Genomic DNA, 14,604 nt, shown 5'->3' with positions numbered 1-14,604 from the left:
GACATGACGGAGATCGGTAACCGCAGCTCACGCTCGAAGGCAGGCGCCAAGGGCGTCAAGATCGAGCGCATCTACACCACGCCCGGCGTGCACCCGTACGACGAGGTCACGTGGGAGAAGCGCGACGTCGTCCAGCAGAACTGGAAGACCGGCGAGACGATCTTCGAGCAGCGCGGCGTCGAGTTCCCCGACTTCTGGTCGGTCAACGCCAGCACCATCGTCACCACCAAGTACTTCCGAGGAGCCGTCGGCACCGCGGCCCGCGAGGTGTCGCTCAAGCAGCTCATCGACCGCGTCGTGCTGACCTACGCCGCCGCGGGCAAGAGCAACGGCTACTTCGCCTCGCCCGACGACGCCGAGATCTTCGAGCACGAGCTGACGCACGCCCTGCTGCACCAGGTCTTCTCGTTCAACTCGCCCGTCTGGTTCAACGTCGGCACCAAGAGCCCGCAGCAGGTCTCCGCATGCTTCATCCTCTCGGTCGACGACTCGATGGACTCGATCCTCAACTGGTACAAGGAGGAGGGGAAGATCTTCCAGGGCGGCTCCGGCGCCGGCCTCAACCTCTCCCGCATCCGCTCCTCCAAGGAGCTGCTGTCCTCCGGCGGCACGGCCTCGGGCCCCGTCTCCTTCATGCGCGGCGCCGACGCGTCCGCCGGCACCATCAAGTCGGGCGGGGCGACGCGTCGCGCGGCCAAGATGGTCGTCCTCGACGTCGACCACCCCGACATCGAGGAGTTCGTCGAGACGAAGGCGCGCGAGGAGGACAAGATCCGCGCCCTGCGCGACGCCGGCTTCGACATGGACCTCGGCGGCAAGGACATCGTCTCCGTCCAGTACCAGAACGCCAACAACTCGGTCCGCGTCAACGACGAGTTCATGAAGGCCGTCGAGGACGGCACCGAGTTCGGCCTGCGCTCGCGCAGCGACGGCTCCGTCATCGACACCGTCGACGCCCGTGAGCTCTTCGGCAAGATCGCCAAGGCTGCCTGGGAGTGCGCCGACCCGGGCATCCAGTACGACGACACGATCAACGCGTGGCACACCAACCCCGAGACGGGCCGCATCACCGCGTCCAACCCGTGCTCGGAGTACATGTCGCTCGACAACTCCTCGTGCAACCTCGCCTCGCTCAACCTGCTGAAGTTCCTCCGCGACGACGACACATTCGACGCCGTCACCTTTCAGAAGGTCGTCGAGCTCGTCATCACGGCGATGGACATCTCCATCTGCTTCGCGGACTTCCCGACCGAGCCCATCGGCGAGACGACCCGCAACTACCGCCAGCTCGGCATCGGCTACGCCAACCTCGGTGCGCTGCTCATGGCGACCGGCCACGGCTACGACTCCGAGGGTGGCCGCGCGCTCGCCGCCTCGATCACCTCGCTGCTTACGGGTGCCGCCTACAAGCGCTCCGCCGAGATGGCGTCGGTCGTCGGCGCCTACGCCGGCTACGCCCGCAACGCGGACGCCCACAAGCGGGTCATGCGCAAGCACCAGGCTGCCAACGACAACATCAAGACGCTCGACGCGATGGACTCCGACATCCACCAGCTCGCGACGAAGGCGTGGGACGACGTCGTCAAGCTCGGCGAGAAGCACGGCTACCGCAACGCCCAGGCGTCGGTCCTGGCCCCCACCGGCACCATCGGCTTCATGATGGACTGCGACACGACCGGCATCGAGCCCGACTTCTCGCTCGTGAAGTTCAAGAAGCTCGTCGGCGGCGGCTCGATGCAGATCGTGAACCTGACGATCCCCCGGGCGCTGCGCAAGATGGGCTACACCGGCGAGACCGTCGAGGCGATCGTCGAGTACATCGCCGACAAGGGTCACGTCATCGACGCCCCCGGCCTCAAGCCCGAGCACTACGAGGTCTTCGACACCGCCATGGGCGCACGCTCGATCTCGGCCATGGGCCACGTGCGCATGATGGCCGCGACGCAGCCGTTCCTCTCCGGTGCCATCTCCAAGACGGTCAACCTGCCCGAGACGGCCACGGTCGAGGAGATCCAGGACGTCTACATGCAGGGCTGGAAGCTCGGCATCAAGGCGCTCGCGATCTACCGCGACAACTGCAAGGTCGGCCAGCCGCTGTCCGACGGTGGCTCGACGGCCAAGGACAACAAGGCCGCCGCCGACGCTGCTGCTGCCGAGGTCAAGGTCGAGAAGGTCATCGAGTACCGCCCGGTCCGTCGCCGCCTGCCCAAGCGCCGCAGCTCGCAGACGACGTCGTTCGCCGTCGGTGGCGCCGAGGGTTACCTCACGGCCGGCACGTACGACGACCAGCAGCTCGGCGAGATCTTCCTCAAGTTCGGCAAGCAGGGCTCGACCCTGGCCGGCGTCATGGACGCCTTCTCGATCGCGGTCTCCATCGGTCTGCAGTACGGCGTGCCGCTCGAGACGTTCGTCGAGAAGTTCACGAACCTCCGCTTCGAGCCGGCCGGATTGACGGACGACCCGGACGTGCGCATGGCGCAGTCGATCATGGACTACGTCTTCCGCCGCCTGGCGCTCGACTACCTCGACTTCGACACCCGCTCCTTCATGGGCATCCACACGGCGTCGGAGCGTGCTCGCCAGGTCGAGACCGGCTCCTACGAGGCCATCGAGTCCGACGAGTCCGACGAGGACCTCGAGGACGAGCTCGAGTCGCTGCAGCAGTCGGCTCCGGTCTCGAAGAAGGCCGAGCCGAAGGCTGAGGAGTCGTCCAAGGGCGAGCTCGACGCGACGGAGGTCAAGTCCGGCGCCGGTGCCGCGTCTGCTCGTCAGGCGTCGTCCGACGTGCACAGCTCCGCCGAGCTGCTCGAGAAGTTCGGTGGCATCACCGCCGACGCGCCGATCTGCATGACCTGCGGCACGAAGATGCGTCCCGCCGGATCCTGCTACGTCTGCGAGGGTTGCGGCAGCACCAGCGGCTGCAGCTGATGAGCTCACCGGTCGAAGTCTGACCTGACCGTCACTGGGGCGGCACCGTACATCGGTGCCGCCCCACGTGTTTTCCCCATCGGGGATGACGGCCGGTCCGCCCCGACGATCGCCGAGGGCGAGCCGGGCATTCTTCTCAAAACGGCTCCGCATCAGCTGGGCGCCTCGTACGATCCGGGTGAACCCAGCGCCGATTCCCTCACCGAGCCGCCAGGGTCCGGCTGATCGTTCGGACAGTCGGGACACCGTCGACGTCGTCCCTGACGTCGCACCTGCTGGGAGTCACTCGTGAACAAGGTTCGAATCGCCGCGTCGTTCGCCACGTCCGTCGTTCTGCTCGCTGTCATGTCCGGCACGGCCAGCGCCGCCACGGGCGGCAACCCGGCCTCCGCGGTCCCGGCCGGCTGCTCCTTCTCACGGGGCGTCACGACATGCACGACGACGACGAGCACGGTGGGGACCCCGATCGTCACCGTCACACCAGCTCCCGCGACGTTCACGTCGACGTCCGGACCGGCCTACGACCTCGAGTACGCAGTGAACATCGCGGGCGCCTGCACCCCGGGTGCGCCAGTCCTGACTGCCTGGACGACGACCACGACCACCCCTTCGAGCGTGACCACGACCACGACCGCGCACCACGGCGCCCCCGGCAGCCACGGCGAGGAACTCCCGACCCAGACCAGCACCGTCTCCGGGCCCACGACCACCACGACCAGCACGACGCAGCCCCCCTCGCCCGGCACCATCACCCTCGCCGGCACCACCGCTACCGCGGTCTTCACGGGGCTACGAGCCAACGCCCTCTACGGCGTCGGCGTCCGTTGCGCCGGTCACGCGGTCGCCTTCTGGACCGACCCGACCGGGGCTGCCACCGTCACCCTCGACCTCAGCCCGTTCACCGGCCAGCAGATCCAGCTCGAGATGTTCGCCGAGCCGAACGACTACTTCGGTCCCGACTACGCCGTGATCGCCCCGCTCACCCCCAGCGCCCTCTGATTGATCGGTATCCGGCAGCGGGGATGCACACCGCCGGCTTTCGCGTGTGCAGCAGTTCCGAGGCCCTCTGGGGGGCGCCGCGCTGCGGATGACAGCGGACCTGATCAGCGAAACGGCCCGAACCCACTGGGGTTCGGGCCGTTTCGCGGTGGCAGCCCTCCCGGCACCGAGGCCGTCGTGGCTGATGGCCGGAGGTTCTCACCAGGTCGTCTGGGCGCACGCGCTGGATCCGGCCGGTTCGACCTGGAGGGTGGCGTGCTCGATGCCGAAGCGGTCGCGCATCACGGCAGCGGCCTGCGCGAGGATCGTTCCGGCGTCCGCCGACGCCTCGCCGGGCTGCGCCGCGGCGGTGACGAGGTGTGCGGTGGCGACGTTCATCCCGGACGTCAGCGTCCACACGTGCAGGTCGTGGACCTCGACGACGCCGGCGACCTCACGCAGCGCGCGCTCCGCGTCGTCCGGGTGCATCCCGGCCGGGGCGTGCTGGCCCAGGACGGTGAGGACCTCACGACCGAGCATGACCGCCCGGCCGGCGACGAACAGCGCGATCGCCAACGCCACGGCTGTGTCCCACCACTGCTGCCCCGTCGTGCTCACGAGAACGGCGGCGACGATGACCCCGACCGAGCCGAGCGTGTCGGCGAGGACCTCGAGGTAGGCGCCCTTGACGTTGAGGCTCTCACTCGCCCCGCCGCGCAGCAGGGCGATGCTGACGACGTTGATGACGAGTCCGATCGCGCCCACGACGAGCATGGGGCCGGAGGAGACCTCGGCCTCTGCTCCGATGCGTCCGACCGCCTCGATGCCGATGTAGACCGAGACGCCGAGCATGAGCAGGACCGCGAGACCGGAGGCGAAGACCTCGGCCCGGTAGGAGCCGAAGGTCCGGCGTCCCGTCGTGTCCTTGCGCGTCGCGATGCGGGTGGCGACGATCGCCGACCCGAGAGCGACCACGTCGGCCGCCATGTGGCCGGCGTCGCTGACGAGAGCCAGCGAGCGGGTGCTGAGGCCGGCCACGAGCTCCACGACGAAGAAGACCGCAACCATTGCGAACGCGAACTGGAGCCTCCAGCGGTGCGCGCCCGCGGCCGAGGGACCGCGGCCGTGTCCATGTCCGTGTCCGTGGCTCACGCCTCGGCCCCCGAACGCACGGGACGTCGTCCGCCCGCCCGTCGCGTGGACTCGATGGGGCGGACCGCCGCGACGTGCTCCGCCCCGTTGCCGGCGTCGGGCTCGTGGGTCAGGTGCTCGCGGGTCAGGTCGAGCAGCATGCGCACGTGGGCGTCAGCGAGGCGGTAGTACATGAGGCGCCCCTCGCGTCGCGCCGTCACCACCTGCGAGGCCCGCAGCAGGCGCAGCGACTGCGACGCGGTGGTCTCGGCCACGCCTGTGGAGGCGGCGAGGTCGCAGACGCACAGCTCCCCGGCCTCGAGGAGGGCGTAGAGCAGCTTGGCGCGCGTCGGGTCCCCGAGCAGCTTGAACACCGCCGCGACCTGAGCGAGGTCGTTCTCGGGCAGGGCTCGGGAGCGGACGTGTCGCACCGTCTCGGGGTGCACGCAGTGGTCCGTGCACTCGCCGATCTCCAGAACTCCATCATCTGAACGCATGATCAGATGTTAGGGCGACGGTCTCGCTCGGCCAAACCTGCGCGTGGGCGAACCTCCGCCGTTCGCCTCCAACTCCTGCGATGGACCAACGCTCATCGACGAAGCCACCCGTCTCGGGGAGTCGTCAGGGCGCCGGGCCGATGACCGCGGCCAGGGTGACGAACGTGTAGCCGCGAGCGCGCAGCTCACTGACGATGCGGGGCAGCGCGTCCGCGTCGAGGGTCGAGTGGTCGGTCGGGTGCGCGCCGACGTGCATGAGGACGATCTCTCCGGGTCGTGCGGCGGACGTGACTCGCGCGACGACGGAGCCGACGGACTGTCCACCCGAGGTGCCTTCCCAGCCGAGCGTATCGACGGTCCAACGGAAGGGGACGTAGCACTCGGCGTTGACGACCGAGATGGTCCGAGCGTCGACAGCACCGAAGGGGAAGCGGAACCACGGGCGCGGGTCCTGCCCCGTGACCTCCTTGATGCGCGTTGCGGCACGGCGGATCTCGTTACGGATCGCCGACGAGGCGAGCGTGGTCAGGTCCGGGTGGGAGTAGGTGTGGTTGCCGACCGGGTGGCGGGACGCGATCGCCCGCGCGCTGCCGGGAAACGCGTCGACGAACTGACCGGTGAGGAAGAAGCTGGCCGGGACGCGCTGCGACTCCAGGGTCCGCAGGATGGAGGGGACCCCCTCGTTCCCGCTGCCGGCGTCGAAGGTGAGCGCCACGACTTTCCGATCGGTCCCCAGCGTGGTCAGGTCACGACCCGTCAGCCGCGACGGGATGGAGCAGGTCGCCGGTGACGGGGTGCTCGTCCGCGTCGTCGGCGGCGTCCGCGTCGTCGGCGCCGTCGATCGGGTGGTCATGGACGGCGACGGCGACGGCCACGGCGTCGGTCGGGTGGTCATGGACGGCGGCGGCGATGTCGGTGACGTGGGTGAGGGGAGGGTCTCGGTGGACGCCGACGGGCCGATCGGCGAGGCGCTCGTCGGGGAGGTGACCGATGCCGCGGGCGTGGGTCCGGCCGAGCTTTGGCACGCTCCGAGTGCCAGCGCCAGCGTGGCCGCGATGGTCATGGTCCGCAGGCAGGACGTACGGCTGGTCATGGTTCCTCCCACTCCATTGCACCGCCTGCCGTCCGGGGCGCGACACCGATGTGCCCGACCAGACAGTCGCCACATCCTGACCCGTTCGCCTCCCGGGGTGGAGGATGGCCGGGTGGGGTACTGCCGCTCCGCGCGAGAGGACTGACATGGCCATCCCGAGTCCTGGCTACTCGATCACCGTCCGGGTCGAGGTCCCTGCCGCGGCCAACGCCACCGCGGCCCTCACGACGGCCGTTGCCTCGACCGGTGGCGCGCTGACGGCGCTCGACGTCGCCGGGAGCCGCACCGATCGCCTCGTCGTCGACGTCACCTGCGACACCCGCGACGAGGCGCACGGGCATCTCATCACCGGCGCGATCGCCGCGATCCCCGGCGCGGTCGTCCGCAAGGTCAGCGACCAGACCTTCCTGCTGCACCTCGGCGGCAAGATCGAGGTCAACCCCAAGGTGCCGCTCAAGCACCGTGACGACCTGTCCCGGGCCTACACGCCCGGCGTCGCGCGCATCTGCCACGCCATCGCCGAGCACCCCGAGGACGCCCGCCGGCTCACCATCAAGCGCAACACCGTCGCGGTCGTGACCGACGGATCGGCGGTGCTGGGGCTCGGCAACATCGGACCGCTCGCCGCGCTCCCCGTGATGGAGGGCAAGGCGGCACTCTTCAAGCAGTTCGGGGGAGTCGACGCCTGGCCCGTGTGCCTCGACACCCAGGACGCCGACGAGATCGTCGCCACCGTGCGCGCGATCGCGCCGGTCTACGGCGGCATCAACCTCGAGGACATCTCTGCGCCACGGTGTTTCGAGATCGAGGCACGGCTGCGCGACCTCCTCGACATCCCTGTCTTCCACGACGACCAGCACGGCACGGCCATCGTCGTCCTGGCGGCCCTGAAGAATGCCCTGCGGGTCGTCCACAAGTCCATCGACGACGTCCGCATCGTCGTCTCGGGAGTCGGGGCTGCCGGGCACGCGATCATCCGCCTGCTGCTCACCCAGGGCGCCAGGGACATCGTCGCGTGCGGCCGTACGGGTGCGGTCCACAACGGGAACGAGGGGATGGAGCCGTTCCGCCAGTGGATCGCCGACCACACCAACGCGAGGCACGAGAGCGGCACCCTGAGGGAGGTCCTCGTCGGCGCCGACGTCTTCATCGGCGTCTCGGCCCCCGACCTGCTCACCGGCGACGACATCGCGACCATGGCGCCTGACGCCATCGTCTTCGCGCTCGCGAACCCCGTCCCCGAGGTGGACCCGATCGCCGCCAGCGAGCATGCCGCCGTGGTCGCGACCGGCCGTTCGGACGCGCCGAACCAGATCAACAACGTCCTCGTCTTCCCCGGCTTCTTCCGGGGGTTGCTCGACGCCCACGTCTCGGACATCACCGACGCCATGATGGTGGCGGCGGCCACGGCGATCGCCGACTCGGTCCAGCCCGGCGAGCTCAACGCGAGCTTCATCATCCCGAGCGTCTTCGACGCCGCCGTGGCACCAGCAGTCGCCGCAGCCGTATGCCGGGTGGCCGAGTCGACCTAGGACCGGACCCCCGGGCGCGGCGGCTCGGCCACCCCGGGCGACGCAGCACCTGCCCGAGCCGCACATCGGCACATGTTCCGCACGGAGCACCGATCCACCGATCGGTGCGACTGCGGAGAGAGGCCGCTAGGCGGCGTGACGCCGACGGGTGTCCGTGCGCACGACGGCACCGCGAGGCACGACGTCGTCGGAGTCGACACGGGCGCCGTCCCAGACGTGGGTGTCGGCGCCGATCTTCGCCCGAGCGCCGATCCTGGCGTCACGCCCGATGACGGCTCCCGAGGCGACGTGCGCCCCGGTGCCGATGCTGGCTCCGGCGTGGACGACGGCTTCGCGCTCGACCCAGGCGCCGCCGGCCACCCGGGCGCCCGTGCCGACCACGGCGCCGCGGTCGACGTAGGCGGTCTCGCCGATGTAGGCCGTGGGATCCACGTGGGCGTGCGACTCGACGAATCCGCCACCGTTGTCGTGGCGGGCGTAGCGCAGCAAAGCCCCGTTGTCCGCCTCGAACTCCTCGTACTTCCGTCGCCTCATGGTGCACCCCCTTCGGGTTCGTCGTGGACGGCAAGTCCACGTTTCCACGTGCGCTTCAACGTTCACGTGTACTTGAAGATTCCGCTCCGGTCGGCGGATGGGCCGCCGGTCCTTGAGCAACGTTCGTACCCGCGTCGAGAGTTCCATTTGCACCCGTCTCACGCCTCGACCGGGCGCCTCTTCCCGACTCGATCGGGCGGCATACGGTAGACGAATGAACTTCCGATACCTCGGCAACAGCGGACTCAAGATCTCCGAGATCACGTACGGCAACTGGCTGACCCACGGCTCGCAGGTCGAGAACGACGTCGCCACCCAGTGCGTGCAGGCGGCGCTGGACGCCGGCATCAGCACCTTCGACACGGCCGACGTCTACGCCAACACCAAGGCCGAGACGGTGCTCGGTGAAGCCCTCAAGGGCGAGCGTCGCGAGAGCCTCGAGATCTTCACGAAGGTCTACTGGCCCACCGGCCCGGGCGGCAAGAACGACACCGGGCTCTCGCGCAAGCACATCATGGAGTCGATCAACGGCTCGCTCGAGCGGCTCCAGACCGACTACGTCGACCTCTACCAGGCTCACCGTTACGACACCGAGACGCCGCTCGAGGAGACGATGCAGGCCTTCGCCGACGTCGTGCGGCAGGGCAAGGCGCTCTACATCGGCGTCAGTGAGTGGACAGCCGAGCAGATCCGTGAAGGCGTCACTCTCGCAAAGGAGCTCGGCTTCCAGCTCATCTCGAGCCAGCCGCAGTACTCGATGCTGTGGCGCGTCATCGAGGACGAGGTCGTCCCGACGTGCGAGGAGCTCGGCGTGAGCCAGATCGTGTGGAGCCCGATCGCGCAGGGTGTGCTGACGGGCAAGTACCAGCCCGGACAGCAGCCGCCCGAGGGCTCGCGTGCCGCCGACGAGAAGGGCGGTGCCGACATGATCAAGCGCTTCATGAACGACGACGTGCTCACCCGCGTCCAGAACCTCAAGCCGATCGCCGACGAAGCCGGCCTGACCATGGCCCAGCTCGCCGTCGCCTGGGTGCTCCAGAACCCGAACGTCGCGGCCGCGCTCGTCGGTGCCTCGCGTCCGGAGCAGGTCGGCGAGAACGTCAAGGCCGCCGGGGTGAAGCTCGAGCCGGAGCTCATGACGAAGATCGACGACGTCCTCGGCGACATCGTGGAGAAGGACCCGGGCAAGACCAAGGAGACCGCGCCGCAGCAGCGCGTCGCCTGACGCCCACTCGCTGGGTCTGCACGAGGGCGTATGCCGTCCGCCGCGTTCCCCTGGGACGCGCCGGACGGCATACGCCCCGCGTGTCACCCCGACCGGCTAGCGTCGCGCCATGGTCAGGGTCCCGGGGGAGACGCCGCGGTTCGCGCACGAGTCGGAGCGGGTCGTCTGGGACCTGCTGCGGCAGCAGAAGGACGCCGACTGGGTCGTGCTGGCCAACCAGCGGCTGACGACCGCGAAGAAGGACCATGAGCTCGACCTCGTCGTGCTCATGCCCGGCGAGGGCGTCGTTGTCGTCGAGGTCAAGGGCGGGTCGGTCTGGATCGACGAGCAGGGACGATGGCGCCAGGGGAACCGGCGGGACAACCTCATCCACCCCGTCGACCAGGCGCGCGACGGCAAGTACGCCCTGCGTGAGTACGTCGAGCGTGACCCCCGGTGGCGAGACTCGTCGCGTCGTCGCATCCGGTGGGGTCATGCGATCGTCCTGCCGTTCAGCGACGTTGCGGACGACTTCGCCACCCCGGACTGTCCTCGGTGGACCATCTCGGGTCGGAGCGACCTCGACCAGCTCGCCGAGCGGCTGCGGGACGTCGTGGCTCGGCAGGAGACCGCATGTCGTCGCCCGGACGAGGACGACCTCGACCTCGTCGTCGAGATCCTGTCGGGGCGCAGTCTCCCCGTCCACGACGTGGCTGCCGAGGCCGAGGACCGCGAGGCCGTCGCGGACCGCCTGACGCAGGAGCAGGCCGCCCTTCTCTCGGTGACCCGGCTCATCCGGCGGATGGAGATCCGCGGCGGAGCCGGCAGTGGCAAGACGATTCTCGCCCTCACCCAGGCCAAGGACCTGACGCGCGGGCAGGGAGAGCGCAGGTCGCAGCGGGTGGCCCTCGTCTGCTACTCGATCGGGCTCTCGCAGTACTTCCGGCGACAGCTCGCCGGGGTGCCGCGCCACCACCGCCCGGCGTTCGTGGGCTCCTTCGAGGACCTCGCCAACGCGTGGGGCATCGACACGGCCTCGCACGACCGCAACGACGCCGAGTTCTGGGAGCGGGACCTCGCGACCCGGATGACCGAGATCGCCGCGAGCCTGCCCGATGGCAAGAAGTTCGACGCGGTGATCGTCGACGAGGCCCAGGACTTCGCCGACCACTGGTGGTACCCGCTCATGAAGGCCCTGCGCGACGAGGACGACGGCGGTCTCTACGTCTACTCCGACGAGAACCAGCGGATCTTCGCCCGCTTCGGCCAGCCACCAGTGCCGCTCGTCCCACTCGTGCTCGACCACAACCTGCGCAACACCCAGCAGATCGCCCGCGCGTTCGGGCCGCTCGCGCCGATGAGGATGCACCTCCGCGGGGCAGCGGGCGCCGACGTCCGTTTCGTGCCCTGCGACCGTGAAGGCGCGATCAGCACCTCCGACGACCAGGTCGACCTGTTGCTCGAGGAGGGCTGGCTGCCGCAGCACGTGGCACTGCTCACCATGGGTTCACGGCATCCGGCCCAGGTGGAGCGCCAGGAGTCACTGGGTCAGGTCGGCTACTGGCGTTCCTTCTGGGACGAGGACGACGTCTTCTACGGTCACGTCCTCGGGTGCAAGGGTCTCGAGCGTCGGGCCGTCGTCCTCTGCGTCAATGGCAGGACCAGCGACCGGGCTCGGGAGATGCTCTACGTCGGCATGTCCCGTGCCACGGACGAGCTCGTCGTGGTCGGCGACCCCCAGTTCATCCGTGAGATCGGTGGCGACCAGGTCGCGCACCGGCTCGGCATCCGCTGACCCGGTCTCGCGCCACCGCGGGGGGCTGGGGACAACGTCGGCAGGGCGGTGGTGCGGACGACGAGCATGGCAGCCATGACCTTCGAAGACCTGCCCGCACGGGCCAGCGAGATTCCCCTGACCGACCGACGTGTTGCCGCCGACGTCATCGACCTGATCCTGAGCGACTCCGACCGCGCGGCCGGCTGCGTGGGGGTGATGATCTGTGATGCCGAGGACCGCGGCGTCCAGCCGATCGTTCTCCACGACGTACCGCCGGACGCAGCGGCCGGCGACTTCGTCAGGCTGCTCGACCTGCTGCTCCCGCTCGTGGCCGACGACGACGGCTCGCTCCTCATCGGTCGCGGGCGAGCGCACGGGACGGCGCCGACCGACGTGGACCGGGCCTGGCACGAGCTGGCGATCGCGCGGTGTGCTGCCCACGACGTCGGCCTGCTCGGGTTCTACCTCGCGACCGGCGACGGGGTCTTCCGGCTCCCTGACGCGCTGTCGGCCGCGTCCTGAGACCTCGAGCCGTCCGGCCGGTCTCAGAAAGGCGGTAGGTCGCTCGGCCAGTGGTCACCTCGTCACGCCGGGTGTGCGGTCGAGCGCCTGATGCGCCACCGCTGCCTACCGGCCGTCGTTGCCGGCCCGACCCAGCGTCTTCCCAGCAGACGTCCAGCCGTTGCTGACCATCTCTTGACCCACCGACACGTAGCCCCGTCCGTGGCCACCTCGTTGAACTGGTCGAGCGAGGGCCCACGTCGTCGCTCGACGGCCTCGGCCGGACACCTCGGGGGTGTCCTCTTCCCTGGATCCAGGAGCTGCCCGCATGATGCCAAGCCTGTTCCGCAGAAACCCGTCCCGTGCCCTGCCGTTCGTCGCGGTGGCCGGCCTCGTCGGAGCCCTGGGCGTGGCCGCCCCGGCACTCGCCGCGACGCCCGCCTCCGGGACGGTGTCCGACACGAGCACCAGCGTCCAGTGGACGGCCGGTCCCTTCGCGGCGCCCAACGTGACCGGGACGACCGGGTCGGTCACGTGCGGCCCCGGCCTCTGTGACGACTTCGCGCTCCACGTCTCGACCCCCAGCACGTACGGCGACACGCACCAGCTGACGATCAAGGTGGGATGGGCCAACTCGGCCGCCGACTTCGACATCTACCTGCTCGACCCGAAGGGCACGATCGTCGCCTCGTCGGCCTCGAACTCGGACCCCGAGACGATCGTGACGCCCCCGAAGAGTGGCGACTACACGGTTCGGGTCGTGCCCTACGCCCCCCTGGGTGAGTCCGTCACCGGGACGGCGACCCTGACGGAGGTCCCGGCCAACCCCGCGCCCAGCACGGCCACCCCACCGACCTACAGCCAGTACGGCGCTCCCGAGTCCTTCGGTCGGGCGCACTCCGCCGGCGAGCCGTCGATCGGGAGCAGCCACACGACGGGCTCGACCTTCTACCAGGCCCTCTACGACACCTACAAGGCCACGTGGGACGACAGCGTGAGCCCCTCGAAGGTCACGTGGGCCGACGTCTCGGCGACCCCGGCCAAGGGGTGCCTCACGGGCGGTGCGGCGTCGCTCGACCCGATCGGATTCACCGACCCGAAGACGGGCCGCGTCTTCGAGAGCCAGCTGGCCGGCAAGACCTCGCTCATGTGCTACTCGGACGACGAGGGCACGACGTGGTCGCCCAGCCAAGGCGGCGGGCTCAACTCCGGTGTCGACCACCAGACGGTCGGGGGAGGCCCCTACTCGCCCAACGGGGTCGGTGCGCTCCCGACCTCGCCGTACGCCAACGCCGTCTACTACTGCAGCCAGGACATCGCCGACGCCAACTGCGCTTCGAGCCATGACGGAGGCACGACCTTCGGACCCGCGGTCCCGATGTACTCGCTGCTCGACTGCGGCGGCCTGCACGGGCACGTCAAGGTCGCCCCGAACGACGGCACGGTCTACGTCCCGAACAAGTCGTGCGGCGGCAACCAGGCGGTCGCGGTCTCCGAGGACGGCGGCACCACGTGGTCGGTGCGCAAGGACCCGGCCAGCACCGCGGGCGACTCCGACCCCAGCGTCGGCGTCGGCGCCAAGGGCACCGTCTACATGGGCTACCAGGCAGCCGACGGCACCCCCCGCATCGCTGTGAGCCGTGACAAGGGCAAGACGTGGACCGACGACCAGAACGTCGGAGCCGCCCTCGGTGTGCACAACACCGTCTTCCCCGCCGTCGTCGCCGGTGACGACGACCGCGCGTCCTTCGCCTTCATCGGCAGCACGACCCCGGGCAACTACCAGGACGCCACGAACTTCACGGGCGTCTGGCACCTCTACGTGTCGACCACGTACGACGGCGGCAAGAGCTGGGTCACGGTCGACACCACGCCGAGCGACCCGGTCCAGCGCGGCTCCATCTGCACGGGCGGCACGACCTGCGGCAACGACCGCAACCTGCTCGACTTCATGGACGCCACGGTCGACCGCACCGGACGCGTCGAGGTGGGCTACGCCGACGGCTGCACGGGTACCTGCGCCCAGCCCGGGGGCGCGCAGAACTTCGACGCCTACGCCACCATCGCGCGCCAGCAGACGGGCAACACGTTGTATGCGGCATACGACGCCCTGCCCAACCTGACGCCCACAGCCCTGTCGGTGACGAAGAGCGGCTCCCTCTACGCAGCGTCCGCCACCATCGCGGACACCGGCAAGGCTCCTGCCTCGGGCACGACGGCACGGCTTCTCGTCGACGGGGTCGAGGTCGCCACGTCCGCGCCGGTGGACCTCGCGGCCGGCCGCTCGGCGTCGGTCACCTTTCCCGGCGTGCGGCTCGGGAAGGGGACCCACGCGGTCGCCGTCGTGGCGGACCCCGACGGGCGGATCCGCGAGTCGAACGAGACCGACAACCAGCGGCAGATCCAGGTGACCCGGTGAGCCCGGGGGC

12 protein-coding genes are annotated in these 14,604 nt (G+C 69.7%); 7 read left to right on the top strand and 5 right to left on the bottom strand.

All coding sequences use genetic code 11. The features are described from left to right. Positions 1 to 3: 3 nt before the first annotated feature. Positions 4 to 2,928, top strand: coding sequence for a vitamin B12-dependent ribonucleotide reductase (locus TAE01_RS04430; RefSeq protein WP_147063832.1), 2,925 nt, complete (start codon positions 4 to 6; stop codon positions 2,926 to 2,928). 288 nt (positions 2,929 to 3,216) lie between these two features. Further along, a complete protein-coding gene (locus tag TAE01_RS04425; protein WP_147063830.1) occupies positions 3,217 to 3,927 on the top strand; it encodes a hypothetical protein in 711 nt (236 codons plus the stop codon). Between the two features lie 198 nt (positions 3,928 to 4,125). On the opposite strand, the gene TAE01_RS04420 is transcribed toward TAE01_RS04425, so the two are convergent. The 4 genes from TAE01_RS04420 to TAE01_RS20810 all read right to left on the bottom strand — a co-directional run bounded on the left by TAE01_RS04420 (position 4,126) and on the right by TAE01_RS20810 (position 6,559). Beyond that, the gene (locus TAE01_RS04420; RefSeq protein ID WP_147063828.1) at positions 4,126 to 5,058 is read right to left on the bottom strand and encodes a cation diffusion facilitator family transporter; all 933 of its coding nucleotides are present in this window, start codon (positions 5,056 to 5,058) and stop codon (positions 4,126 to 4,128) included. After that, complete coding sequence (locus TAE01_RS04415) at positions 5,055 to 5,534, bottom strand: ArsR/SmtB family transcription factor (protein WP_147063826.1); 480 nt, start codon at positions 5,532 to 5,534, stop codon at positions 5,055 to 5,057. The genes TAE01_RS04420 and TAE01_RS04415 overlap by 4 nt, the downstream gene beginning before the upstream one ends. Before the next feature lie 124 nt (positions 5,535 to 5,658). After that, complete coding sequence (locus TAE01_RS20815; protein ID WP_281289267.1) at positions 5,659 to 6,387, bottom strand: polysaccharide deacetylase family protein; 729 nt, start codon at positions 6,385 to 6,387, stop codon at positions 5,659 to 5,661. Next, positions 6,281 to 6,559 carry a hypothetical protein gene (locus TAE01_RS20810; protein WP_246111130.1) on the bottom strand — a complete coding sequence of 93 codons (279 nt, stop codon included), beginning with the start codon at positions 6,557 to 6,559 and terminating at the stop codon, positions 6,281 to 6,283. Before TAE01_RS20810 ends, TAE01_RS20815 begins: the two co-directional genes overlap by 107 nt. 214 nt (positions 6,560 to 6,773) lie before the next feature. Between TAE01_RS20810 and TAE01_RS04405 the strand changes: the two genes are divergently transcribed. Then, positions 6,774 to 8,159: an NAD-dependent malic enzyme gene (locus TAE01_RS04405; RefSeq protein ID WP_147063824.1), complete on the top strand. Its 1,386-nt coding sequence runs from the start codon at positions 6,774 to 6,776 to the stop codon at positions 8,157 to 8,159. A gap of 126 nt (positions 8,160 to 8,285) precedes the next feature. Here the strand turns inward: TAE01_RS04405 and TAE01_RS04400 are convergent, their stop codons facing one another. Continuing rightward, positions 8,286 to 8,693 carry a transferase gene (locus TAE01_RS04400; RefSeq protein ID WP_147063822.1) on the bottom strand — a complete coding sequence of 136 codons (408 nt, stop codon included), beginning with the start codon at positions 8,691 to 8,693 and terminating at the stop codon, positions 8,286 to 8,288. A 214-nt stretch (positions 8,694 to 8,907) separates the two neighbouring features. Here TAE01_RS04400 and TAE01_RS04395 point away from each other — a divergent pair, with 214 nt between their 5' ends. The 4 genes from TAE01_RS04395 to TAE01_RS04380 all read left to right on the top strand — a co-directional run bounded on the left by TAE01_RS04395 (position 8,908) and on the right by TAE01_RS04380 (position 14,594). Beyond that, complete coding sequence (locus TAE01_RS04395; RefSeq protein WP_147063820.1) at positions 8,908 to 9,918, top strand: aldo/keto reductase family protein; 1,011 nt, start codon at positions 8,908 to 8,910, stop codon at positions 9,916 to 9,918. 109 nt (positions 9,919 to 10,027) lie between these two features. Next, complete coding sequence (locus tag TAE01_RS04390; protein WP_147063818.1) at positions 10,028 to 11,692, top strand: NERD domain-containing protein; 1,665 nt, start codon at positions 10,028 to 10,030, stop codon at positions 11,690 to 11,692. Positions 11,693 to 11,767: 75 nt separating this feature from the next. Continuing rightward, a complete protein-coding gene (locus tag TAE01_RS04385; protein ID WP_147063816.1) occupies positions 11,768 to 12,196 on the top strand; it encodes a hypothetical protein in 429 nt (142 codons plus the stop codon). A gap of 307 nt (positions 12,197 to 12,503) precedes the next feature. Then, entirely contained in the window at positions 12,504 to 14,594 is a 2,091-nt protein-coding gene (locus TAE01_RS04380; RefSeq protein ID WP_147063814.1) for a CARDB domain-containing protein, read from the top strand. Positions 14,595 to 14,604 lie beyond the last annotated feature (10 nt).

Origin of the sequence: Terrabacter aerolatus (assembly GCF_007991735.1) — a bacterium.
Classification (GTDB): Bacteria; Actinomycetota; Actinomycetes; order Actinomycetales; family Dermatophilaceae; genus Terrabacter; species Terrabacter aerolatus.
The sequence above is the reverse complement of the archived record's forward strand: the minus strand, read 5'-3'. Positions and strand labels throughout refer to the sequence as shown.

What these genes read in the sequence shown, in the direction of transcription:
- TAE01_RS04395 (WP_147063820.1), top strand. Translation starts at nt 8,908, where the DNA reads ATGAACTTCCGATACCTCGGCAACAGCGGACTCAAGATCTCCGAGATC.
- TAE01_RS04385 (WP_147063816.1), top strand. Translation starts at nt 11,768, where the DNA reads ATGACCTTCGAAGACCTGCCCGCACGGGCCAGCGAGATTCCCCTGACC.
- TAE01_RS04390 (WP_147063818.1), top strand. Translation starts at nt 10,028, where the DNA reads ATGGTCAGGGTCCCGGGGGAGACGCCGCGGTTCGCGCACGAGTCGGAG.
- TAE01_RS20815 (WP_281289267.1), bottom strand. Translation starts at nt 6,387, where the DNA reads ATGACCACCCGATCGACGGCGCCGACGACGCGGACGCCGCCGACGACG.
- TAE01_RS04380 (WP_147063814.1), top strand. Translation starts at nt 12,504, where the DNA reads ATGATGCCAAGCCTGTTCCGCAGAAACCCGTCCCGTGCCCTGCCGTTC.
- TAE01_RS04405 (WP_147063824.1), top strand. Translation starts at nt 6,774, where the DNA reads ATGGCCATCCCGAGTCCTGGCTACTCGATCACCGTCCGGGTCGAGGTC.
- TAE01_RS04415 (WP_147063826.1), bottom strand. Translation starts at nt 5,534, where the DNA reads ATGCGTTCAGATGATGGAGTTCTGGAGATCGGCGAGTGCACGGACCAC.
- TAE01_RS04400 (WP_147063822.1), bottom strand. Translation starts at nt 8,693, where the DNA reads ATGAGGCGACGGAAGTACGAGGAGTTCGAGGCGGACAACGGGGCTTTG.
- TAE01_RS04430 (WP_147063832.1), top strand. Translation starts at nt 4, where the DNA reads ATGACGGAGATCGGTAACCGCAGCTCACGCTCGAAGGCAGGCGCCAAG.